This window comes from Actinophytocola sp. (genome assembly GCF_009379765.1).
Taxonomy (GTDB): Bacteria; Actinomycetota; Actinomycetes; order Mycobacteriales; family Pseudonocardiaceae; genus Actinophytocola.
The window spans coordinates 1-20,996 of the sequence record NZ_WHTD01000150.1 but is presented as its reverse complement, the minus strand read 5'-3'; the positions used below and the strand labels follow the sequence as shown (position 1 = coordinate 20,996).

22 protein-coding genes are annotated in these 20,996 nt (G+C 69.4%); 14 read left to right on the top strand and 8 right to left on the bottom strand.

The features are described from left to right. The 3 genes from GEV28_RS33245 to GEV28_RS33235 all read right to left on the bottom strand — a co-directional run. On the bottom strand, positions 1 to 1,119 hold a 1,119-nt coding region (locus GEV28_RS33245), incomplete at its 3' end, for a transposase (RefSeq protein ID WP_291416765.1). Positions 1,120 to 1,201: 82 nt separating this feature from the next. Then, on the bottom strand, positions 1,202 to 2,545 hold the full coding sequence (locus GEV28_RS33240; RefSeq protein WP_291416761.1) for a M20/M25/M40 family metallo-hydrolase: 1,344 nt from the start codon (positions 2,543 to 2,545) through the stop codon (positions 1,202 to 1,204). Beyond that, on the bottom strand, positions 2,538 to 3,710 hold the full coding sequence (locus GEV28_RS33235) for an MFS transporter (RefSeq protein WP_291416759.1): 1,173 nt from the start codon (positions 3,708 to 3,710) through the stop codon (positions 2,538 to 2,540). Before GEV28_RS33235 ends, GEV28_RS33240 begins: the two co-directional genes overlap by 8 nt. 74 nt (positions 3,711 to 3,784) lie before the next feature. On the opposite strand from GEV28_RS33235, the gene GEV28_RS33230 reads away from it, so the two are divergent. From GEV28_RS33230 to GEV28_RS33210, 5 genes are all read left to right on the top strand, one after another. Further along, the gene (locus GEV28_RS33230) at positions 3,785 to 6,613 is read left to right on the top strand and encodes a helix-turn-helix transcriptional regulator (RefSeq protein ID WP_291416757.1); all 2,829 of its coding nucleotides are present in this window, start codon (positions 3,785 to 3,787) and stop codon (positions 6,611 to 6,613) included. A 507-nt stretch (positions 6,614 to 7,120) separates the two neighbouring features. Beyond that, positions 7,121 to 7,456 (top strand): MarR family winged helix-turn-helix transcriptional regulator, encoded by a 336-nt coding sequence (locus GEV28_RS33225; RefSeq protein ID WP_291416755.1) that lies wholly within the window; start codon positions 7,121 to 7,123, stop codon positions 7,454 to 7,456. Next, on the top strand, positions 7,456 to 7,722 hold the full coding sequence (locus GEV28_RS33220; protein WP_291416754.1) for a tautomerase family protein: 267 nt from the start codon (positions 7,456 to 7,458) through the stop codon (positions 7,720 to 7,722). The genes GEV28_RS33225 and GEV28_RS33220 overlap by 1 nt, the downstream gene beginning before the upstream one ends. A gap of 204 nt (positions 7,723 to 7,926) precedes the next feature. Continuing rightward, positions 7,927 to 8,304, top strand: a complete 378-nt coding sequence (locus GEV28_RS33215; protein ID WP_291416752.1) for a RidA family protein — start codon at positions 7,927 to 7,929, stop codon at positions 8,302 to 8,304. 3 nt (positions 8,305 to 8,307) lie between these two features. Next, positions 8,308 to 9,201 carry a PhzF family phenazine biosynthesis protein gene (locus tag GEV28_RS33210; RefSeq protein WP_291416750.1) on the top strand — a complete coding sequence of 298 codons (894 nt, stop codon included), beginning with the start codon at positions 8,308 to 8,310 and terminating at the stop codon, positions 9,199 to 9,201. Here GEV28_RS33210 and GEV28_RS33205 read toward each other — a convergent pair. After that, entirely contained in the window at positions 9,198 to 9,728 is a 531-nt protein-coding gene (locus GEV28_RS33205) for a DUF2199 domain-containing protein (RefSeq protein WP_291416748.1), read from the bottom strand. The two genes, GEV28_RS33210 and GEV28_RS33205, sit on opposite strands and share 4 nt — an antisense overlap. Before the next feature lie 20 nt (positions 9,729 to 9,748). Here GEV28_RS33205 and GEV28_RS33200 point away from each other — a divergent pair, with 20 nt between their 5' ends. Next, positions 9,749 to 10,066, top strand: coding sequence for a hypothetical protein (locus GEV28_RS33200; protein ID WP_291416746.1), 318 nt, complete (start codon positions 9,749 to 9,751; stop codon positions 10,064 to 10,066). Positions 10,067 to 10,307: 241 nt separating this feature from the next. On the opposite strand, the gene GEV28_RS33195 is transcribed toward GEV28_RS33200, so the two are convergent. Further along, on the bottom strand, positions 10,308 to 10,817 hold the full coding sequence (locus GEV28_RS33195) for a peptidase inhibitor family I36 protein (protein WP_291416745.1): 510 nt from the start codon (positions 10,815 to 10,817) through the stop codon (positions 10,308 to 10,310). Between the two features lie 211 nt (positions 10,818 to 11,028). Further along, complete coding sequence (locus GEV28_RS33190; protein ID WP_291416744.1) at positions 11,029 to 13,347, bottom strand: ABC transporter permease; 2,319 nt, start codon at positions 13,345 to 13,347, stop codon at positions 11,029 to 11,031. Between the two features lie 129 nt (positions 13,348 to 13,476). On the opposite strand from GEV28_RS33190, the gene GEV28_RS33185 reads away from it, so the two are divergent. The 3 genes from GEV28_RS33185 (at position 13,477) to GEV28_RS33175 (ending at position 16,612) form a co-directional block, all read left to right on the top strand. Beyond that, positions 13,477 to 13,974 carry a zinc ribbon domain-containing protein gene (locus tag GEV28_RS33185; RefSeq protein WP_291416742.1) on the top strand — a complete coding sequence of 166 codons (498 nt, stop codon included), beginning with the start codon at positions 13,477 to 13,479 and terminating at the stop codon, positions 13,972 to 13,974. 459 nt (positions 13,975 to 14,433) lie between these two features. Then, a complete protein-coding gene (locus GEV28_RS33180; RefSeq protein ID WP_291416763.1) occupies positions 14,434 to 14,976 on the top strand; it encodes a YciI family protein in 543 nt (180 codons plus the stop codon). Between the two features lie 781 nt (positions 14,977 to 15,757). Beyond that, the gene (locus GEV28_RS33175; RefSeq protein WP_291416740.1) at positions 15,758 to 16,612 is read left to right on the top strand and encodes an aminoglycoside phosphotransferase family protein; all 855 of its coding nucleotides are present in this window, start codon (positions 15,758 to 15,760) and stop codon (positions 16,610 to 16,612) included. On the opposite strand, the gene GEV28_RS33170 is transcribed toward GEV28_RS33175, so the two are convergent. Both GEV28_RS33170 and GEV28_RS33165 read right to left on the bottom strand, forming a co-directional pair. After that, positions 16,572 to 17,984 carry an XRE family transcriptional regulator gene (locus GEV28_RS33170; protein WP_291416738.1) on the bottom strand — a complete coding sequence of 471 codons (1,413 nt, stop codon included), beginning with the start codon at positions 17,982 to 17,984 and terminating at the stop codon, positions 16,572 to 16,574. The two genes, GEV28_RS33175 and GEV28_RS33170, sit on opposite strands and share 41 nt — an antisense overlap. A 108-nt stretch (positions 17,985 to 18,092) precedes the next feature. Continuing rightward, positions 18,093 to 18,446 (bottom strand): GntR family transcriptional regulator, encoded by a 354-nt coding sequence (locus tag GEV28_RS33165; RefSeq protein WP_291416736.1) that lies wholly within the window; start codon positions 18,444 to 18,446, stop codon positions 18,093 to 18,095. Between the two features lie 292 nt (positions 18,447 to 18,738). On the opposite strand from GEV28_RS33165, the gene GEV28_RS33160 reads away from it, so the two are divergent. The 5 genes from GEV28_RS33160 to GEV28_RS33140 all read left to right on the top strand — a co-directional run bounded on the left by GEV28_RS33160 (position 18,739) and on the right by GEV28_RS33140 (position 20,820). Beyond that, on the top strand, positions 18,739 to 19,002 hold the full coding sequence (locus tag GEV28_RS33160; protein ID WP_291416734.1) for a hypothetical protein: 264 nt from the start codon (positions 18,739 to 18,741) through the stop codon (positions 19,000 to 19,002). Then, on the top strand, positions 19,002 to 19,439 hold the full coding sequence (locus GEV28_RS33155) for a hypothetical protein (protein WP_291416732.1): 438 nt from the start codon (positions 19,002 to 19,004) through the stop codon (positions 19,437 to 19,439). The genes GEV28_RS33160 and GEV28_RS33155 overlap by 1 nt, the downstream gene beginning before the upstream one ends. Next, positions 19,436 to 19,810, top strand: coding sequence for an RRQRL motif-containing zinc-binding protein (locus GEV28_RS33150; protein WP_291416730.1), 375 nt, complete (start codon positions 19,436 to 19,438; stop codon positions 19,808 to 19,810). The genes GEV28_RS33155 and GEV28_RS33150 overlap by 4 nt, the downstream gene beginning before the upstream one ends. Positions 19,811 to 19,906: 96 nt before the next feature. Next, the gene (locus GEV28_RS33145) at positions 19,907 to 20,605 is read left to right on the top strand and encodes a hypothetical protein (RefSeq protein ID WP_291416728.1); all 699 of its coding nucleotides are present in this window, start codon (positions 19,907 to 19,909) and stop codon (positions 20,603 to 20,605) included. Then, positions 20,605 to 20,820, top strand: a complete 216-nt coding sequence (locus tag GEV28_RS33140; protein ID WP_291416726.1) for a hypothetical protein — start codon at positions 20,605 to 20,607, stop codon at positions 20,818 to 20,820. The genes GEV28_RS33145 and GEV28_RS33140 overlap by 1 nt, the downstream gene beginning before the upstream one ends. The last annotated feature ends 176 nt before the right edge of the window (positions 20,821 to 20,996 follow it).

The following is a 20,996-nucleotide window of genomic DNA, read 5'->3' as shown; positions in this document are numbered from 1 at the left end:
GGCGGTGCTGTGGTCCAGCTTCAGCAGATCGCCGAGCACCTCCTCGGAGTGGCGCCCCTCCATCTCCCGCAGATCGGCGAGCATGCTCGTCGCCATCGCCTGCACCCGGCCGGCGGCACTCGCGCAGGCCGCCATCGCCGCCGCGCGCTGCCGCTCGCCGATGCCGATCTCCCGGGCGACCATGTGCAGGATGTGCCGGTGCGCGCCGGTGAGCGGCTGCGGCACCTCGGCGATCACGGTGTCCGCCGACGCGCCGTCCCGCAGCCGCCGCACCGCGCCGGGCAGGACCTGCTCGGCCAGCGTGGCGAACTCGGTCTCGAGCGAGCGGGCGTAGTCGTCGATCTGCCGGGCCTGGCGCCCGCGACGGGCCGCGACGACGACCGCCACGCACAACGCGAGCGACATCACCCCGCCGAATACCGCGACAAGTGGCCGGTCGGCGGGAGACACCCGAAAGGAAACCCACAGCGACGCTCCCCCGGTGAATATCACCGCGGCGAGCAGGAGCAACAGTGCGTCGGCGGCGGGCCAACGGTCAGTCTGACTAGGAGCGGACATCCTGATCTGGTCCTCACGTTCGGCTGGTCGGACAAGATATCGGATGCCACGACGCCGCCACGCACCGCGCCCCGGCCGGCCGGAGCCGCGATTGCCCGCTCGGTGTTGTTGGCGCGAAAAGATCGAACGCCAAATACTCGCGAAACCCGCGATTTCCGCGGAGCGACAACACCCGGCGCGCAGCACATACCCGGCTGCCTGGGTTTCGATGTATTCCCGCAGTTCGCTCGAACGGCCATAGACCTCGTCGCCGGCGAACCACGGGGGCATCGTGTGATCAGCGGCCATGTCGGTGACGATGTCCTTGGCCAGCTGCGGTTTCGTCGTGAACACCACATCCGCCGGAATCCCAAGCTCCGCCCGGCGGCCCTCATCGTCCAACTGCCCGGCCGGCACCCAGATCCGGGCCCCGACCAACGCATGCCCCCGCAGTGTCGCGTAGGTGCAGTACACCGTGTTCACACCGTTGGCGACCCGCCCCGCGCACCCCATATACCGCCGCTTCACCCCCGCCGTCGCCTCGCCCTGCTTCTGCTGCCCCGACTCGAATCGCGATCTCAGGACCCTCGACGAGCATCGAAGAGTTCGGGTTGTGCCACGTCAGGCCCACAAGTCGGCAGCGCACGAACTCCTGCCGTACCGCCTATTCGGGCGAACCATTCTCGGATTTGCGGCCGAGCTCCGCGAGCAGAAGGGCCTCCGCGAGGCAAGCCCGTTCGAACTCCGCGAGGTGCACGCTCTCGTCGGCGCCGTGGGCACGGGAGTCGTTGTCCGCGCCCGCGCTCGTGATCAGGATCGCGGCCGAGGGGAAGGCGGCGGCGAACTCGCCGACGAATGGGATGCTGCCGCCGCTCCCGATGTGGATCACGTCCCTGCCGTAGGCGTTGCGGTAGGCACGGCCGGCTGCCGCGAACTGCCAGCCGGACGTGTCGACGCAGTGGGGCTGCGCGACCTCCGTAACCGTCACCGACACTCGCGCGCCCCACGGCGCGTGCGTGGTCAGGTGCTCGGCGAGCGCCGCCCCAGCGCGGACCGCGTCGTCACCCGGCGCGATCCGCATCCCAACCTTGGCCTTGGCCACCGGGGCTAGCGTGTTCGACGCGTCCGCGACGGGGGTCGCGTCGACGGCGAGGACACTCACCGCCGGTCTGGCCCACACGCGCTCGGTGACACTGCCTGTGCCGTGGAGGGTGACGGCGTCAAGCACGCCCGCCTCGGCGCGAAACCTCGGCACCGGATAATCGAACGCGGGAACCGCGCCGGTCCCGAGCCCGGCCACCGCGACGTCGCCGTGCTCGTCGTGCAGGGTGGCGAGTAGCCGGCACAGTGCGGTGAGCGCGTCCGGCGCGGCGCCGCCGAAACTGCCGGAGTGGACGCCGGTCTCCAGCGTGCGCAGCTCGACGACGCACGCGGCCGTGCCGCGCAGTGTGGTGGTGAACGCCGGCGTGCCGAGCTCCAGGTTCTCCGCGTCGGCGAGCACGATCACGTCCGCTGCGAGCCGATCGCGGTGCCTGGCCAACAACGCGCCGAGCGTCGGTGACGAGATCTCCTCCTCACCCTCCACGAGTACTGTGACGCCGACCGGCGGCCTGCCGCAGTGCGCGAGCACCGCGGCAAGGTGCGCCGCGATGCCGGACTTGTCATCCGCCGTGCCCCTACCAAACAGCCGACCGTCGCGTTCGGACGGTTCGAACGGTCGGCTGGTCCACTCGGCGAGTTCACCAGCCGGCTGGACATCGTGGTGTGCGTACAGGAGCACGGTCGGCCGTCCCGGTGGTGCGGGATGCCGGGCCAGCACTGCGGGGCGGCCACCGGGGATGTCGTCGAGGATCTCGACCTCCGGCATGCCGGCATCGCGGAACAGCGTGGCGGTCAGCGCGGCAGTGCGCCGCAGGTCCGCAGTGGGGTCCGCGCTCACCGACGGGATCCGCACCAGCGCGTCAAGCGCGGCGCGTGCCGTCGGCAGCACCCGGTCGAGATCAATCAAGGTCGGCCTTCCTTCGGTCGAGTATCGCTGGGACGAGCGCGGTGAGCAGCACCGCGGCGGTGAGCACGAACCCGGTCACGTAGCCGACCGGCCCGACCACCAGTCCGAAGCCGACCGCGCCGATGCCGAACCCGGCGTCGTAGGCTACGTTCCACAACGCGCTCGTCCGGCCGTACTCCGCGGCGCCGACCCGCTCGATCATCAGTGTCAGCGTCACGTTTTGCGCCGCGCCGAAGCCGGCGCCGAACAGCGCCATGCCCGCGATCATCGCGAGTGGACTGTCCACCCACATCAGCAGCGCCGCGCCCGCCGCCGAGGCGAGCACGGCCGGGATGAGCAGCGGTCCGGAGCCGTGCCGGTCCCCGAACCGGCCGGCGGCGAAGCGAGCGGCCGACATGGTCAATGCTTGGACCAGTAGCGCGACGGCAGCCACCCCGCGGGTTTCGGCGGGCACGGCGAGCGGCAGAAAGGTGGCGAACACACCGGCCGCGAACGTGACCGCGGTGAAGATCACGGCCGGGCGCGCGAGCCCGCCGGCACGGAACGCGTCGAGCACGGAGCCCGGTCGCACCTCCCCGCCAGACCTGGCTGGGAGCGCCGGCACGGCGGCGAGCGGCAACAGCGCCACCGCGGCGGCGGCGACGAATACCGGTGCGAACCCGACGTGCTCGCTGAGCCAGATTCCGGCAGGCAGCCCCACGATCGCCGGCACACAGACGACAACGCCGTAAAGCGCGAGGCCCTCGGCGCGGCGTCGCGGCGGGACCAGTTCGGCGGCGAGCGCGCTGCCGACGACCACGACGATCCCGAGCCCGGCGCCCCGCACGAGGCTCACGCCCAACACCAGCACAGTGGCTGGTGATGCGACCAACGCGATCGCGGGCGCGCCGAGAAGCAGCAAGCCCAGGCCCATGACAGCCCGGTAGCCCAGCCGCGCCAGCAGTCGGGGCACGGCCAGTTCGATCAGCACGGTGGACAGCATCGTCGCGCCGGTGGCAAGCCCGGCACCGTACTCACCGCCGCCCGAGTCCGCCGCGTACAACGGGACAACGGACAGCAGCAGGTAGAACCCGCAGAGCGCGCCAAAGGCCGCTACCAGCAGCATCACCATCTGCCGGCCCAGGATCGGCGGCGCGGCCGTGCGGGGAGGGGACTTGCTGATCATGTCGCCAGTCTGAGGCCACGCAGGGTGATCATGCATCGGGCAGGTGACCCACTCGGATCCTTAGACTCGGGCCCATGGCGTTCGTGGAACGGAATCGGGAACTCGCCGAGCTGCGCGCCGCGTTCGACCAAGCCCGCGACGGCATGCCGGTCACTGTCCTGATCGCCGGGGACGCGGGCGTGGGGAAGTCCCGCCTGATCGGCGAGTTCACGGCGACGCTGTCCGGTGCCGCGCGGGTCCTGATCGGCGGGTGCCTCGACATCGGCGGCGACAGCCTGCCATTCGCACCGTTCACCTCGGCGCTGCGCGAGCTGGTCGGCGAGCTCGGCCCGGCCGGAGTGCGCGAGCGGCTTCCCGGCGCGGTGACGGGCGAACTCGGGCGGCTGCTGCCCTCGCTGGGGCCACCGCCGGCCGGTGCCGCCGAGCTGGCCAGGGCCAGGCTGTTCGAGCAGGTGCTGGCACTCCTCCAGGTGCTCTCCGAAGACCGGCCCCTGGTGCTGGTGGTCGAGGATGTCCATTGGGCGGACCGGTCGACGCGCGATCTGCTCACCTTCCTCATCGGGAACCAGCATGCCGCGTCGGCGCTGTTGATCGTCGCTACCTGCCGGAGCGACCTGGACCGCGCCCACGCCGCGCGCCCGCTGCTCGCGGACCTGGCCAGGGTCGCCTGGGTGCGCAGGCTCGATCTCGGCCCGCTGTCCAGGCGGGGCGTGATGGCGCAGGTGCGCGGGCTGCTCGGGCATGAGCCGGACGCCGAGCTCGCCGAGGCCGTCCATGCCCGCAGCGAGGGCAACCCGCTGTTCGTCGAGGCACTCCTGAGCTGCCGTGACCAACGTGGTCCCGTGGTGCCGCAGTCGATCCGCGATCTGTTGCTCGCCCCGATGGCACGCCTGCCGGCGCCGAGCCAGGACGTCGTGCGCGCGGCAGCGCCTTGCGGTGTCCACATCGGACATGAACTGCTGACGACGGTCATCGGGCTCGACGAAGCTGCGCTGTCGGCGGCACTGCGCCCGGCCGTCGCGGCGAACCTGCTGGTCGTGGCGGGTGACGGCTACATGTTCCGCCACGCGTTGATCCGCGAGGTCGTCTACGACGATCTGTTGCCGGGGGAACGTGCTCGGCTGCATGTGCGCTACGCCGAGGCACTCGAACGTGACCCGTCGCTGGCGGCGGCGGGGCAGCTCGCCGCTCACTGGGGCGCCGTCGCCGACAAGCACCCCATGAGGGCGTTGACCACGGCGTGGCACGCCGCCGCGGAGGCGGGCCGGTCACTCGCCTACGCCGAACAGCTGTGCATGCTCACCGCGGTGCTGCGGCTGTGGAACCGCGTGCCCGGCGCCGAGGAACATCTCGGCGTCGACCACGACGCGGTGCTCGCCGATGCGACGGACGCCGCCGCATCGGCCGGTGACGTGGCCCACGCGCTGACTCTGATCGAGACCCAGTTGGCCGAGGTGGACGCCGATGCCGAACCGGTCGGGGTAGGCCGGTTGCTCATGCGCCGAGGCGAGTTGCGGCACGCACTCGGGCAGCCCGGCGGAGTCGAGGATCTGCGCGCGGCGGCGGCGTTGATCCCCGAGACGCACCCGGCGGCCTCGACCGTGCTCGGGACGCTGGCGCACCGGCTGCTGACCGTGCCGCGCGAGCACGAGGGGCGGGCGGTCGCCGAGGCCGCGATCGCCGCGGCGCGTCGGTCCGGCGAAGTTCACGCTGAGGTGATGGCGACCGCCGCCCTGGCCTATGCGTACGCCAGGGCCGGCGACCTCGACGCCCAGTTGCCAGCGTTGGCACGAGCTCGCGCGACAGCGGAACGCCTCGGTGACGACGGCGCGGTGCTGCACGTGCTGCGCCTCGAGTCCGACCTGCTCCACGGTGAAGGTCGCTACGATGCGGCGGCGTCTGCCGCCCGGAGCGGCCTCGCGGTGTGCGCGGCGGCCGGTCTGGCGCGGACCTCGGGACCGGTCCACGCGGCGAACCTGGCCGAGTCGCTGATCGCCGTCGGCAGCTGGGACGAGGCCGCCGAGACCGTCGAACACGCGCTCGGCCACCCGCCGATCCCCGGCCTCGACGCCTACCTTCTGGTGCTGGACGGCACGATCCGGCTGGCCCGTGGCGATCTCGCCGAGGCGGGGACGGCGGTCGCGTACGCCCGCGAGGTGTTCGCTCGCGGCTATCCCGACACGCAGGATCTGCTGCCCCTCGCACGGCTGGAAGTCGACCTGAGGCTTGCCGAGGGCCGGCACGCGGAGGCCGCCGCGCTGGTGGCGGAGACGTTGACGTTGCCGGACATCGAGACGAGCCCGCGCTACCTGTGGCCGATGCTGGTGTCGGGTGCGCACGTGCCCGAGCTTCTCCCGCGGCTGCGGTCGTTGGCAGGTGAGCTGCCGGTGCTCGGCCCAGTGCAGCGGGCACACCGGCTGACGTTCACCGCGGTGTCCGATCCCGCACCGGCCGCGTGGGACCGCGCCGCCGAGGCGTGGGCCGAGCTGGGCGAGCCCTACCCCCGGGCGCAGGCGCTGCTGGCGGCGGCGTCGGCGGCCATCGAGACCGGCGATCACGACACCGCCGCCGTCCGCCTCCGGACTGCCGCCGCACACGCCGACCGGCTGAGCGCCACCCCATTGCGCGCCGAGATCGACCGGTTGGCCAAGGCGCTTCGCCTCTCCCTCACGAAACCCGAAGGCCGGCCGGACGGCCGCCATGGCCTGACCGACCGAGAGCTTGAGGTGCTGCGGCTGCTCGCGGAGGGGCACACCAACCGCCAGATCGCCGCCGAGCTGTACATCTCGGCGAAGACTGTGAGCACGCATGTGTCGAACATCTTGACGAAACTAGCCGTCCCCGGCCGCGTACAGGCCGCGACGGCTGCACACCGACTCAATTTGCTGTCGACTACCGACTGAACGAACCGCGCCGCTCGGGGTAGCGCTGCTCGCTTCGGCGCCCACACGAATGTCCTGAAGCGGCGGTCCGTAGGCCGGATTGCGATCTCAGCGCCTGTGACGGGTCCTGCCGGCCGGACCACGCTCTCAGGCCCATCGACCCCCACCAAATGGCAGGCTGTTCCGCTTGTCGCGGTGATCCTGTTGAGCCCCTACTTCGTCTTGTCTGGTTTCTGACCGCACGCCGCCGGGGTGTCGAACCGGGCGTGCTGGCCGGAGCGGCGACCGGCCACCTCACAGCCTGGCCAATCCATTGTGAGCATGACGCGAAGGCTGCCTCCTCGACCTCACCGGGCGCGACGCAAGACCGCTATGCGGCTACTCACAGGCTTGATGCGGCAGATAGGTGCATATACACTCTTTTCTGTGGAACCAGCGGAGAGTGCTTGTGTGTGTGCCTCGTTGCGGATGGTGACGAGGTCTGTTAATCGGCTCTACGACCGTGCGCTGTCGCAGGTGGGCCTGCGGGTGACCGGTTACAGCATCATGTCCCGGCTGGCTGAGGAGGGGCCTCTGTCGGTCAGCGAGTTGGCCGGGCGGTTGGCGATGGAGCGCACGACATGCACACGCGAGGTGGCGCCGCTGGTGGTCTCGGGACTGGTGGAGAACACGGTCGGGTCGGACCGCCGCCGTCGGCTGCTGCGGCTGACGAGCCTCGGGGCGCGGAAGCGCTCGGAGGCGTATCCGCTGTGGGAGCGGGTGCAGCGGATGGTCGCCGACGAGTTCGGCGACGCCGACGTCGCTGACCTGCTCGCGCGGCTGCGCCGGCTGCGGGAGAGCAGCGACCGCCTGTCCGATGTCTGATGTCCGATGTCTGGAGGATGCTGTGCCGTTTGTTCTCATCGCGATGGGAAGGTCCGATCACACTCGCCGCCGGCCGCGGGACCGAGCAGAAGAAGGCGCTGTATGGTCGTATCGCCGAGCTGCTGGCCGCGGAGTGCGGAGTCCGGCCAGCGGATGTCTTCATTACGCTGCTGGAGATTCCGCCGGAGAACTTCTCCTTCGGCGAAGGGCAGGCGCAGTTCGCCGACCAGCTCCCGCCACATCTGGCGCCCATGGGGCCGGTATGAGGCCGCTTCTATCCACATGGGAGCGTGCAGCGCGCCCGCGGCCATCAGTGGGATGGCCCGTCGGATGGGCCTCGCAGGCTGAAACGCTCCCGTCGCGCTTTCCGGCCAGAGGGATGAGGTCCACCGCGGGGCGACCAGCATCGGCCGCTGCCCCGCGAGCACTGCCATCACGCAGGTACAAGTAGGAGGAGGAAGTCAGTGGCCATGACACGCGACGCCATCACCAGTGACAAGCTTCCGGCGCCGGTCGGTCCGTTCTCGCTGGCCGTGCGCGGCGGTGGACTGCTGTTCCTCAGCGGGCAGGTGGCTCAGGACCCGGTCACGGGCAAGCTGATCGACGGCGACGCCGCCCGCCAGACCGACCAGATCCTCCGCAACCTCGCGACGGCCTTGGAAGCGGCGGGCAAGGATCTGGGGGACGTGGTTCGCGTCGGTGTCTACCTGACCGACATGTCGGACTTTGCCGCGATGAACGAGGCATACAGCGGGCACTTCACCGAGCCATACCCCGCGCGCACGGCGATCGGTGTGGCCGCTCTGCCGCTGGGCGCGGCAGTCGAGATGGACGTGGTGGTGGCCTGAGCCATGGGATTCGAGTTCACTCTGGTTGACGTGTTCAGCGATCGGCCTTTCGGCGGAAACCAGCTGGCGGTGTTCCCGGACGCCGAGGGGATCGCCGATGGGACCATGCAGCAGTTGGCGCGGGAGTTCAACTTCTCGGAGACCACCTTCGTGCTGCCGCCCCGCGACCTCTCCCATACCTGCCAGGTCCGGATCTTCACCCCGAACCAGGAGCTGCCGTTCGCAGGTCATCCCACCGTGGGCACCGCCGCCGTCCTCGCGAGCCTCAGCAAGGGAGACGCCGCTGAGCGGCAGTTCGTCTTCGAGGAGGGCATCGGACCTGTCACCGTCGCCGTCGACGGGTCGACCATACGGCTTCACCTACGGTTTCCCGACTACGAGACCACCGACGAAGCGCCGCCGGCCGCTGCGATCGCCAAGGCCCTCGCGCTGCCCGAGGACGCCATCGCCGAGAGCTGGTACGCAGGCGTGGGCCTGAAGTTCTGCTTCGTGCGCCTGGCCGACCGGGAACTGGTGGACCGCGCCGTCCTGGACAAGGCCGCATGGGCAGCCGAGATCGCCGACGGCTGGTCACCGCACCTCTACTTCTTCGCCGGCGACTACCGCGACGGCGCACACCTGCACGCCCGGTTCTTCGCACCCGCGGTCGGCGTCGACGAGGATCCCGCCACCGGGTCGGCATGCGCCGCATTGGTCGCCAGCCTCGCCCAGCGGTCACCGGAGCAGAACGGCACCTACCGCCTCCAGATCGACCAGGGAGTTGCCATGGGCCGCCCCAGCGCCCTGGAGGGCACCGCCCACAAGGAGAACGGCCGGCTCACCGAGGTCATCGTCGGCGGGCACGCCACCATCGTCGGCAACGGCACCATGACACTCCCCGGGAAGCCGTCCATTTAGGTCCCGCCCTCGTCTGGGAAACGGGAGTGGAGCAGCCGCACCGCGATCTGTTGCACGCGTGCCCGGGTGATGCCGGTGCGCTGGTCGACGGCGAGCGGATGGTCGGTGGGCTCCAGTTCGATGAACGGGCGCAACCCGACCGGACGCGTGTGGAGGTTGGTCTTCAGGTTGATCGTGGTGGGCGTGTAGCTGGTCAACTCGGTGGACAGCCACCCGAAGTAGGGTGCGTCGTCCTCCCTGCCGACCTCGTTCCATCGCTCCTGCGCGCGGGCGAAGCTGGTCTTGTTCAGGGAGACCCAGGCGCCCCAGGCGAAGACGTTGTCGGTCTCGAGGATGGGAATCTCGATCAGGCCGCGGATGAAGAAGTGCTCGCCGTTGATGACGCATTGGTCGGAGCTCAGGTCGCTGTCCGGGTTGGCGGCTAGATCCGGTGTCCAGTAGTCGGGCGCCTCGCTGTGGAACGACAGGGGCGGCGTCGCGTGGTGTTCACCGCAGCGCGAGCAGCGGAAACCGAGGTCGCCGGACATGACGTGAAGCCTAATCACAGGTGGCGGGCTTCCTCGCGAAGTATGCCGGTATCGCCGCGAGCGCGCGGGAGACGGTCGGGTGGCTCAACGGTGAGCCCGCCGCCCGCATCGACATCGGCGGCGAGATCAACACCGCGGTGAGCGTGGTCGTCGAGAACGGCCGGATCACCCGGCTCTACGCGGTGCAACTCCTCGCGCGCGGTGTTGTCCTCGGCCCACTCCAGGTTGCCGGTCCCGTGGTACCAGTCGCCGCCGCCCACCTCTGCCGCGAGCCGGCGGTGGGCGTCCATGCTCGCGACACTGAGGTCGTGGTAGACGCGGGGCTGCTTGCCGCATGAGTTGGTCCACGAGAACGTCGCACCGGACGTGCCGCCAGCGGGAGCACCGGCGTCCACAACGCTGACGCGCGCGCCCCCGGCGCGTCAGCGAGGCTGTCACCGCCGCACGTACACGCCGGCTCCGATCACGACGACATGCTCAGCCATGCCGACCATCACACAGCATGACTGCGCCGCGGCACCACCCCGCGTGCGCGCGGAGCCGGGGCGCCTCCGCGCAAAGGCGCCCCGGCGTTGCGCACTACAGGTTCTGGTTGCGCTCGACCCGGAAGTCACAGGTGTCGGTGCGCGTCAGGCTGTGCGCGCTGACCCGGTTGTCCATGGTGCGGTTGAACAGCGGGTCGAAGGTGAACAGCCCCAGCCGGTGCACGGAGCTCTGCGGTCCCATGCAGATGACGCGCCCGTTGTAGCCCACGTCCTGGTACAGGCGGATCCACGTGCTGGTCTTGTTGATGACCGACGAGGCGTCGTTGTCCATGTTGTCGCTGGTTTCCTGACCAGTGGCGAAGTTCCACCAGTTGACGGTCCGGTAGTCGTTCTCGCTGACCGTGAAGCGTCGGGCGAGCCCGTTGAAGTTGGTGTCCTTGTAGATGCACAGCCGACCGTTCGTGCACGTGACCGACGCGAGCACGCCTACGTCGTCCGCTGTGCTCGCGGTGGCTGCGCTCGCGGCGACCGGTGTCGTCGCCGGGGTCGCCGCGGCCGCCTGTGCCATCGCCAACACCACACCGATCGCGAGCACCGCGATCATGGCCGATCTCCTGAAACCACTCAGCATCGTTTGACTCCGTTTCCTGGGATCTCGTAAAGCTCAACGCGAACGGCCCGATCAGCCGGAGCGGCTGCTGCGTCATCGCGGGTGTCCTCGCTGCGGTCCCAGCTCACGGCAGCGGTGTGGCGACCGGGAAGTGTCCCGGCCGGCCCGGTCAGTCCTGGTCACCGGGCCGGAACCAGGCTCGGTCTCAGCCGTCGTACCTGGCGCATGTGCCGGCGGTGCCGTCGTGGTACACCCAGTTGAGCACGCTGCGGGTGTCTGCGCGGTAGATGCCGTCGGCGAACTCAGCACCGCTGGCCGCCTGTATCCAGGCCACCGCCTCGGCGGTCTTCTGGTCGTACACGTGGGTCAGGGTCACGTATCTCGCGTTGTTGCAGGAGATCAGCGCCGTCTGCAGTACCGACACACCCTCGCCGGTGGCGCCGTAGCTGAGCACGCAGTCCACGGAGCTGTCATAGGACGGAAGCTGCACGCGCCGGGTGCCCTCGTGACGGTAGGTGAGGTCGGTGCACTGCCGCATCGCCGCGGGCGGCGCGGGCCCGGAGGTCGCGGGCGGCCCGGTCGGGTCGCTGGTGGGCGCCGGTCGATCACTGGTCTGAGTGGTGACCCGCGTACCCGCGGCGGTCGTGCCGGGGGCGGCGGCGGGCTGCGGGCCGCTCGGTGTGGTGGCGGGCGGTCGTGCCGAGGTCGCGGACGCCCCGGTGGGGCGGGGTGCGGCCGTGCCGACCGTTGGGCGGTGCATGATCGGCGGGGTCGCGGAGCCACCGGGCGCGGTTCCGCCGGGCGGCGGGCCCGCGAGGTCGGCGCTGTCCGAGCTGATCAGGTACATGGCGAGGGCGATGGCCGCGGCGAGCGCGAGTGACACGACGGCGGCCCGGCCGCTGACGTGCCGCTCGGCGGGCCAGTTGTCCGGTGGCTCGCCGGCCGGCGCCGCAGGCGTGCTGGGGCGGGTCCCGTCCGGCGGCCGACTGCCCGGCGCGGCCGCGAGACCGCGGCGGGCGGTGACCCACCGCGCCGTTTCCCCGTCGTCACAACCACACGCGCGGGCGAACGCCGCCACCAGGTCCTCGCGGGGCAGGGCGTCGCGCGCCAGCGCCGCGGTCACGGTGCTGCGCGGAAGGACGTGGCCGGCGGCGGCCGCCTGCCGTTCGAGTCGCCGGTAACCCCATCCGGTCCATCGCTTCAGCCGCCGCAACGCCTCGACGAACTCGGTCGGTGTCGTCGCCCCGGTGGGATCGGGCCTGCCGGTGTCGCCGGACGGGTCCGCCGCCTCCGTCACCGCCACCACCTCCCCAGGTTCCGCGCCACGAAGCGTAGCGAAGGGCGGAGCCGCGCAGGCCCGTTCGGGCGCTACCGAAGCCGGAGTTACCAGGCGATCGTCACCGGCACCACCGCCGTGAGCACTGCGCCGCCCGTGATCGCCGCCGGCGAGGCCGTCGAGAACGGTCCGCAGCACCACCGGACTGTCGACCGCGCGACCCAGATCCTCGAGGAAGTCGTCTACCACCCGGGTATCGGCTTCGCCGAAACTGGACAGGGCGCTCGGAACTCCGAAGCGCTCGTGGGACGTGCGCCGGGCGAGCATGGCGGAGCCGGGCTTACGTCGTCCGTGGAATTGGAGCACGGCGAGCGGGGCGAACAGGATGGTGATGCCGGCGGCCCAGGCCAGCGACATGAGCACCCAGTAGCCGGTGGTGTGTGCCAGGCCGGCGAGGGCGGGGTCGCCGAGGGCGAGCGAGCGGACCGCGTCGCACATGGCGGTGACCGGTTGGTGCTCGGCGGCCGGTTGCATCCAGCCGGGGAGCGTGTCGACCCGGACGTAGGCGCTGGAGACGAAGATCACCGGGTACGCCAGCATCGACAGACCCTGTGCGGCCTGCGGATTGCCGGCGGCGAGGCCGAGGACGACGAACACCCAGGCGAACGCGAACCCGCAGACCACGCAGATGCCGAACGCGGCCAGCGCCTGCGTGGCGCTGCCGTGCAGCCGGAACCCCAGGGCGAAGCCGAGCGCGGCCGAGAAGTCGGTGCCGATGGCCGCGACGATGGTCTCTGCGAGCACCCGGCCGCCGATCAGGGCGAGCCGTTTGGTGGGCAGGGACCGTAGCCGCTCGGCGAACCCCTGGCTGATGTCGTCGGCGATCCCGGTCGCGGAGCCGGTACCGGTGATCAGGACGCTGGTGAGCACCATGCCGGGGACGAGGAAGTCGACATAGGCGACCTGGCCCGGGGTGATGGCGCCGGCGAAGATGTACCGGAACAGCACCATGATGGTGGCACCGCCGACGAAGGTCGTGATCAGCAGCTGCCGGGAGCGCACGAACTGGCGCACGGTGCGGGCCGCGACCGCGGCGATGGTGACGGCGAAGCCGGCCTGCCGGGCCGCCGAGCGCGCCGGCCGGGTCGATGAGCGGCGGGTCGGCACCGATCGGCGCCGGCGCCCGGGCGAGCGCTTCGGCGAGCGCCGGTAGGTGATCGGCGCGGCGGGCGCGGAGCTCGATGACATCGCGCCCCCGCGAGGCTCTTCAGCTGGGCTGACCGCTTCGCCCGCAACATTCAAGGGGTCGAGTACGAGGGCCGCCACCAACCACTTATCCCGCAATCCCTGTTTGACCGCGTCCAGGAGATCTTCCGCATGCACGACAAGTCGGGCGAGCGCCAACGCGTCCACCGCCACTACCTCAAGTCGAGCGTCTTCTGCGGCGAGTGCGGCAGCCGTCTGTGCCTGACGAAGGCCAAGGGCCAAAACCTGTACTTCTTCTGCCTCGGCCGCCACCAGCGCCGCACCACCTGCCAACAGCCCTACCTCATCGCCGAGGACGTCGAGCGAGCGGTTGAGCGCTACTACACCACCATCCGTCTGCCCGAAGATCTCCAAGACACCATCCGCGAAGGACTGCGCGAGGAGCTTACGCAGCAACAACGCCAAGCCGAACCCGAGATCACTTACGCACGTCAGCGGGTTGGAGACCTGGAGCAGGAGCGCCGCCGACTGGCCCGTGGCGTCGTGAGTGGAGCCATCCCTGAAGACCTCGCCCGTGAGGAACAGGAACGGATCACCAAGGACTCGGCCAAGCCGAGCGCGTCCTCGCCACCTCCACGATGGTCTTCGCCAAGATCGAGGACACCCTGACTCGCGCCCTCGCTCTCGTGGGCCGCTGCGGTGAGGTCTACCGGCTCGGCGGGCCGCAGGTACGACGTCTCGCCAACCAGTTCTTCTTCGAGAAGGTGCTCATCTCAGCCGACGACGATGGGCTCAGGTCTCGGGCGCTACGCTCTTGGGCGACCGTCCTCACGGAGGACTTCCAAGCCCGCATGGCCGCCAACACAACGAACTTCGACCACGTTTTTCATGATCGAAGTTCGAAACAATCATTCCTGGTGCCCCCGGCAGGATTCGAACCTGCGACACCTGCCTCCGGAGGGCCAGGCGGGTACGACTCGCCGCAAGCTGCTGACCAGGTGATTTGCCTCCCGCCGGCGTGCGGTGGGCCGCAGTTTGTTCACGCATTGTCCGCAGAGGGCGTATCCGCAGGTCAGCGCCTACGACAGGCGGCACTAGGTCCTGGCCGCCGTGGTGAAGACTGTCGATATGGAGTTCTTCTGCTATCACCGCGACAGGCCCGGCTCCGCAGCGCTGCGCGACGAGCTGGTGGAAGAGCACTGGTCCTATATGGATGGGTACGCAGCGGAGCTGATCGCCCGTGGCCCGACCTTCACCAGCGATGACACGCCCACCGGCAGCGTGCACATCGTCGACCTGCCGGATCCCGCCGCCGCCCGCGCGTTCGCCTTCGATGAGCCCGGCTACCAGGCCGGCGTGTACCGGGACGTGCTGCTGTGCCGGTGGCGCAATGCACTGGGGCGAACCATGTGGGAATTCCCCGGTGGTCGGACCGGCGGCAACCGTTACCTGGTGCTCGGCCTCGGCACGGGGCAGGCCGCCGACCTCGCCGTGCCACCCGATCCGGACGTGATCGCGTACGGACCACTGCTCAGCGACGACGGCACCGGCTGGCTGGGTACGGCGGCGTTGGTCCGCGCTACTGACCCGGACACGGCACGCGCCATCCTGACGTCGGATCGGTACGCCGACATCGAGGTCCACAACTGGGAATTCGGCGGGCGGCGCTGAACCGAGGTGACCCTCCAGCTGCCTAGATGCCCCCGGCTCCCTCGCACAGGCCGTCACGTAGCGCCAGGTCGCCGGAGTCAAGGGTGGCGAAGCCATCGCGAAGCGACGCGCATGCGCCCTTGAGGCCGGCGACCCTGGCGCTAGACGATCGAGGCTCGAGGGAGCTGCCGACCAACGTGCCGCCGGCGGTGGCGCACCCGCCGCGGGCTGCGCCGCGAGATTTGCCCACGCATTGTCCACGGGCACCCGCAGATCGCCGGAGTTGATTGTGGTCAGCCGGGTAAGGTAGAACCGCCGCCGGGTCAGCATAAGTGCTGGTCAGCGGCGGTTCTGGAGTGAGATGAGTGGGCGCCCTTGACAGGATTCGAACCTGCGACACCTGCCTCCGGAGGGCTTGGCGCTGACCACCGTCGCTGGGGCTGTGACCAGCAATAACGAGGTGTTCGTATGGTATCGCTCCAGTCTGTTGGGCACACATCGGGCACTCGCAGGGTTTCTCAGTGACCCTCTTGCGGGGGGGCTTGCTGCCGGACACCCAGACACCACGCCGCTCCGGTTAGGGACTCCACGGCCCAGGTGGCGGGGGGCTGTAGGCGTAGAAGCGTGGGTGGTTTGCCGGCTCGGGGACGCGGGGCGGCTTGGGTACCTGGACAGCGCGATGGTGGGTGGAGGCGTCCTGGCCACCCCGGCCAAGCGTGGAAGACTTGACTTTGACCCACCGTGGACGAAGGGTTGCGTGTTGGCCAGAACAGTGGCTTTGACGGAGGACTCAGCGCACGACGTGCTCGTGCGTGCATGTGAGCGCGCCGGCGTCGATCCGTCCGGGGCGGAGTTGGTCCGCTTGGGCTCGAACGCGGTCTACCGGCTCGCGAAACCTGTGATCGTGCGGATCACTCGCGACGGCGACACGTTGGAGAACGTCCGCCGACATGTTGCCGTCGCGCGTTGGCTGGAATCGGAAGTGTTCCCGTCTACGCGTGCAGTTGACATTGCCCAGCCGGTGGACGTTGATGGGCATTTGGCCACGTTCTGGGAGTCGGCGTCAGAACGAGTCGAGTACGCTCCAATACAGCACGTGGCCGACGTTATTCGCCGTCTTCATTCACTCACGGCTCCCGCAGAACTGATGCTGCCGACAACGTGCCCATTCGTTGAGTTGGGCGAACGACTTTCGAACCTGCGTTCTCTGGAAACGGGCGACGAGGATTTTGTGCGGAGGCGGATCGGTGAACTACATGACAGGTACGAGTCGCTGAGCTTCGCACTCGAGCCAGGCGTGATTCACGGCGACGCCAACGTTGGCAACGTGATCATGAGTAGGGATGGCGACCCGGTGTTGATCGACCTAGACAGTGTCGCAATTGGACACCGTGAATGGGATCTCGTGCAGACAGCCCTATTCTACGACCGGTTTGGCTGGCACACCGATGAGGAATACCGGACGTTCGTGTCCGTCTACGGTTTCGATATAACGAAATGGGAAGGATATCCAGTTCTCGCCGATTATCGCGAGATCGCAATGACGCTATGGCTCGGCGGAAAGTCTGAATCGGACCAGCGCGCCGCGAATGAAGTGCGTAAGCGAATCGCATCGATCAGGTCCGGCGGCGCTCGCCGCGATTGGGCACCGTTCTAGCGTCTCGCGGCGCCCAGAGTCGCGTCTGTGACGCTTGCTCGATAAATTCCCTAACGGTGGAACTATCTTCGATGCGGGATAGCCGCACCCGGAACTCGCCGACGTATGCCCCGCACCGAGCGGACTTGAGCTGTTCGCCTATGCGCAACGCATCGAGCGCGACTTTGCACGCCTGCTCAGCTTCGCCCTGGTCAAGGTATGCATCGGCAAGAACCATCGTCGCGAAGAAGTCGCTGCGCACATATCCGCTCGGCGTCGGACCGAGCGACTGGGATGCGTAGGTGCTCGCGTGGACCGCCCGCCCGAGGTCGCGGTTGCAGTGGCCCAGCTCGGCGGCGAACTCGGACTCGTTGAAGTAGCCGAACCAATCGGCGGGGTCGTCGGCGCTCCGCCGCTCGAACTCCCGAACTGCGGCCGACAGCGCGCGATCGCACTCCGCAGCGTCACCCAGCCGTGCCAGGGCCCGCGCCTCCATCGCGTAGAAGTGCGCCGATGCGCTCGCTGAGCCCGCAGTTTCCGTCCCCATCCGAGCGGCGCGCGCCAGGTTCGCCGCCTCCCGGTACTTCCCGAGGAACGTGGCCTGGTGGCTCATCGCGTCCAGGACGCTCGCGCCGAGCAGGCGCTCGCCGGTCGACTGTGCCAGCCTGAGCGCCTGGATGAAGTACCGCTGCGCCAGACCGTGCAAGCCTGCGTCGTAGGACATCCAGGCGCCGAGCAGAGTGGCCTGGGTGGCCTCCTTGAACAGATCGCGGCCAACTTGGTCGCTGTACGAGCCGTGAAGCAGGCCGGCCACGTCGGTTCGAAGGAACTCGATCAGTGCCCGCCGCGCATGGCCGCCGCCATGCTGACCGTCAAGCCGGTCGAACATCTCCGTGATGCTGCGAATGCCGGCGATGTCCGCCGGGCCGACCATGCGCTTGCCGGCGCCGCCGGTCACGTCGCGGCGCGTGGACACGAGCCAAGACAGCGCCGCGTCGTTCCACGCGCCAACGTTGGCCGGTGCGTCCAGCAGTACGGCCGCGCTGTCGAGGTCGGCTTGCCAGAGGCGAGCCACCGCATCGAGCCCGTTCGCCATGTTCTCCGAGTACGCCAAGCCCAGGTCCGGTGGCAGGTTCTGGGTGTGCCCATAGCCGACTTCGTCCAGGCCGACCGGCCTGCCGAGACGTTCGGCCAACGCTTGCGTGATGGCGCGACGAACCCCGTTGTCGCGGGGAACCATGCCGTCCATCCACCGCCGGACGTAGGTGTGCTTGAACTCCCGGCCAGCGTGTCGGCCAACCGCGCGGGCGAAAACCTTCAACCCAACTGATCCATCGGCCTTGAGGAACCCTGCCTCGCGCATCAGTGCGGTGAGCTGCTGGTTGCGCTCCATGTCACCCCCGAACTGTGCCCGCCTGTGCGAGTGTGCCCCTCAGTGTGCCCTGTTGTCGCTGGTCAGAAGGCCGTTTTATGAAGCCATGGAGATCACGCCGACGCCGGCTCAGCGCCTCAGCTTGGACAGCGCGCTCGTAACTCGCTGCGCCATGTCGTCAAGCCGCTGCCGAAGGGCGACTACGTCGTCTCGAAGCGCAAGCAACTCCGCTTTGGCGTCGGCGACGCCTTCGTTCGGCGTCTGCCGTTCGTCTGGTGGAAGCACGACCGCGGACCGCTTGTCCCGGACGGAAACCAATCCCTCTTCTGCGAGGAGGCGGACAGCCGCTGCCCCCGTGTCCCGCGCGGCGCCGAACTCCCGGTTGAGTGCCCGGACACTCGGCACCTTGTCGCCTGGCTTGTACTCGCCGGACATGATGCGGTCCCGCAGCACCTGAGCGACCTCTTCGCGCTGCACTGGCATCCGATCCCCTTCCGCACGGTGCTTCCAGTCTAACTGGCCTAGGCCAAACCCTTGACAGATCAGGCCTGGCCTACTTACTGTCCTAGTAATCGCATCTGGCCTAGGCCAGGATGCAAGATCCGGAGTAGGAGTGAAGATGAGCAGTCGGCACCTCGGACCCCACCACCCTCTCGCGGAGGTGGCGGCGCGGAACTGTGCCGCGCATCTGGGCTTGAGCTTGGCTTCCTCGTGTGTTGGTGGGGTGGCGTGTGGGGTGTGTTGGGAGCGGGCGATCCGTGACGATGAGCGTGCGGTGGTGTTGTTTGACCTGCCGCGGGAGTTGGAGCCGGACCCGGAGTACGTCGATGAGATCGCGGTTGATCTGGCGTGTCGTGGTGAGCGGGTGCGGCTGACGCGCCCGGAGTTCGTTGAGGCTGTCCGTCGGCTGACCCGCGGGGGTGAGAGCACGCGGCAGGTTGCCGAACGGCTGCGTGTCGAAGCCTGGGTGATCGAGCGCGTTCGTCGCGCGCTCCGCCAGGCCCGTGCGGCTGCGTCGGCCACGGATGAGGTGGCGTGATGGGCACCGTCTACTGCGGGCCGTACGCGGACGCGATCGATTCCTACAGCCATGAGGGTTACGTGGCGCGGGTCCGGCCGGACGGTTCGGAGACTGCGGTGTGGACGTATGCGACCCGCGAGTTCACCGGCTACCGCGCGTGTTGTGAGTGCGGGTGGCGCGGCACGGCCACCCATCCGCCCACCAGCGAGGGTGAGGCTCAGGCCGAGGGGGAGTGGGACCGCGAGCACCTGCGCCCGATGGTCGACGCGGCGGCTCGCGCGCACTCGGTGACCGGTGAGGTGCTGGTGGCCTTCGTTCGGGAGCTGCGGGGCTCGCTGCAGGAGTCGACCGATGCGCAGGGCCGCGCGGTGCTGACCGAGTACAGCCGGGGTGTGCTGGCCGCGGTCGAACGGCTTGAGCATCTGCTCGACGACCAGAGCGGGTCACCGTCGTGAGTGGGCGACGTCAGTACCCGTGGATCAAGGCCGATGACGTGCCGTGGTCGCAGGGCTGGGAGTTCATCCGGGGCCACCGGTTCGGGCTGCCGCTGCTCTCCTACGGCATCGCGCCGCGCGGCACGCTCGCGACCCGCCGACAACTGCGGGCGATGAACCTTCGGCCGGGTGGTGCAGAACCGGTGGCCTACCTGTACTTCTGGTGCCGCCGCGGTAACCGGATGGTGTTCGCCGAACTGTTCATGATCGCGACGGCGGTGCCGAAGCGGCCCGCGTCCCCGGCCCAGCACACCGCGCTCGCCAAGGCCAACCTCGCTCGCCGCATCTGCAAGCGGTGTGGCCGGGGATGCCTTCTACGTGCTGCCGCGTGAGCACGGCATGTGCCACACCTGTTGGCACCTCGACGAATACGGCGTCGCGCCGTCTGTCGTTTCTGAACACGCAACCGAGGACGAGGAGATCGCAGCATGAGCAGGACGTCGACCACGCGTCGTTGGGACGGCAAGCCGGAGACGCCGGCCGACCGCCGGTTCTTCGACCTGCGTGAGTCGGGCTACCGCGGACCGATCGACCACAACGGCACACCCGTTGCGGAGGGCCGGGAGCGGGAGCACCTGCTCGGCGAGGGCCGCTGCCCGCCGCCCGCCACGACCCACCCATCCCTGATCAACCCCGGCCCGGTGGAGACAAGCCGGCAAGCAGATTCCCACCGGGTCGGGGCTCCCAACCACCACCACAACGACGGAAGTGGAGAGAAGCCGATGGTACGGCTCGGACTGGACGACACGCTGCACGCCATCGTGCGGGTGACCCACGAACATGGCCTGCCGCTGCACGGCGCGAGCGTGCTCGCCGGAACGGTGCAGGTGTTCACCGATGCGGTGGCCCTGCCGTGGTGGGTGCGGTGGCTGACCGAACCGGCTGCGGAGCAGTCCCGCGTCAGGGTCTGGGAGAAGGACGCCGAGGTCGCGTTTCATGTGACCGCGCACCGTGAGGGCATCGAGTGGGCCGTGGTCGAGCGAGGCCTGCCCGAGGTCGTCGGGCCGGTGCTCGACACCTATGGCGTGACGGTCACCGGTGAGCATGTCGTGGTTCCCTCCGCCGCGGCCGTCGCTCTCGCCGACGCCCTCGCCGACCACGTGTCTGTCGAGGGTGGTGCTCGGTGATGGCGACGTTGGTTGCGATCGCCGCGCTGGCTGGGTCGCGGCCGGCGGTGGACGCCGGGCCGGTGACGCTCGCGTCGTGGTATGAGCGGAAGGCGGCGGTGTTGCACCAGGTCGCCGATGACACCGCCACTGCACCGTCCGAACGCGACATTTACGCCCGGTGGGCCGCCGACGCGCACGCCCACGCTATGCGGCTGCACGGGGGTGACCGGTGATGTCGGTTGTGGGGAAGGTGGGCGTGGTGGCGGCTGCGGTGGTCGTGGTGGGCTATCTGGCCGGTCCGGAGACGGGTGCCAGCGGCACGGCCGGTCGGTGTGTGGTGCGGGCCGCGGCTGGTGGGTCGGTGGCCGGGTACGGGCCGGTGCAGGTCGCCAACGCGGCGGTGATTGTC

Coding starts and splice junctions, on each gene's coding strand:
- GEV28_RS33235 (WP_291416759.1), bottom strand. CDS start 3,710: ATGATCAGCAAGTCCCCTCCCCGCACGGCCGCGCCGCCGATCCTGGGC.
- GEV28_RS33230 (WP_291416757.1), top strand. CDS start 3,785: ATGGCGTTCGTGGAACGGAATCGGGAACTCGCCGAGCTGCGCGCCGCG.
- GEV28_RS33220 (WP_291416754.1), top strand. CDS start 7,456: ATGTCCGATGTCTGGAGGATGCTGTGCCGTTTGTTCTCATCGCGATGG.
- GEV28_RS33215 (WP_291416752.1), top strand. CDS start 7,927: ATGACACGCGACGCCATCACCAGTGACAAGCTTCCGGCGCCGGTCGGT.
- GEV28_RS33210 (WP_291416750.1), top strand. CDS start 8,308: ATGGGATTCGAGTTCACTCTGGTTGACGTGTTCAGCGATCGGCCTTTC.
- GEV28_RS33205 (WP_291416748.1), bottom strand. CDS start 9,728: ATGTCCGGCGACCTCGGTTTCCGCTGCTCGCGCTGCGGTGAACACCAC.
- GEV28_RS33195 (WP_291416745.1), bottom strand. CDS start 10,817: ATGATCGCGGTGCTCGCGATCGGTGTGGTGTTGGCGATGGCACAGGCG.
- GEV28_RS33190 (WP_291416744.1), bottom strand. CDS start 13,347: ATGTCATCGAGCTCCGCGCCCGCCGCGCCGATCACCTACCGGCGCTCG.
- GEV28_RS33185 (WP_291416742.1), top strand. CDS start 13,477: ATGCACGACAAGTCGGGCGAGCGCCAACGCGTCCACCGCCACTACCTC.
- GEV28_RS33180 (WP_291416763.1), top strand. CDS start 14,434: ATGGAGTTCTTCTGCTATCACCGCGACAGGCCCGGCTCCGCAGCGCTG.
- GEV28_RS33170 (WP_291416738.1), bottom strand. CDS start 17,984: ATGGAGCGCAACCAGCAGCTCACCGCACTGATGCGCGAGGCAGGGTTC.
- GEV28_RS33165 (WP_291416736.1), bottom strand. CDS start 18,446: ATGCCAGTGCAGCGCGAAGAGGTCGCTCAGGTGCTGCGGGACCGCATC.
- GEV28_RS33155 (WP_291416732.1), top strand. CDS start 19,002: ATGGGCACCGTCTACTGCGGGCCGTACGCGGACGCGATCGATTCCTAC.
- GEV28_RS33145 (WP_291416728.1), top strand. CDS start 19,907: ATGAGCAGGACGTCGACCACGCGTCGTTGGGACGGCAAGCCGGAGACG.
- GEV28_RS33140 (WP_291416726.1), top strand. CDS start 20,605: ATGGCGACGTTGGTTGCGATCGCCGCGCTGGCTGGGTCGCGGCCGGCG.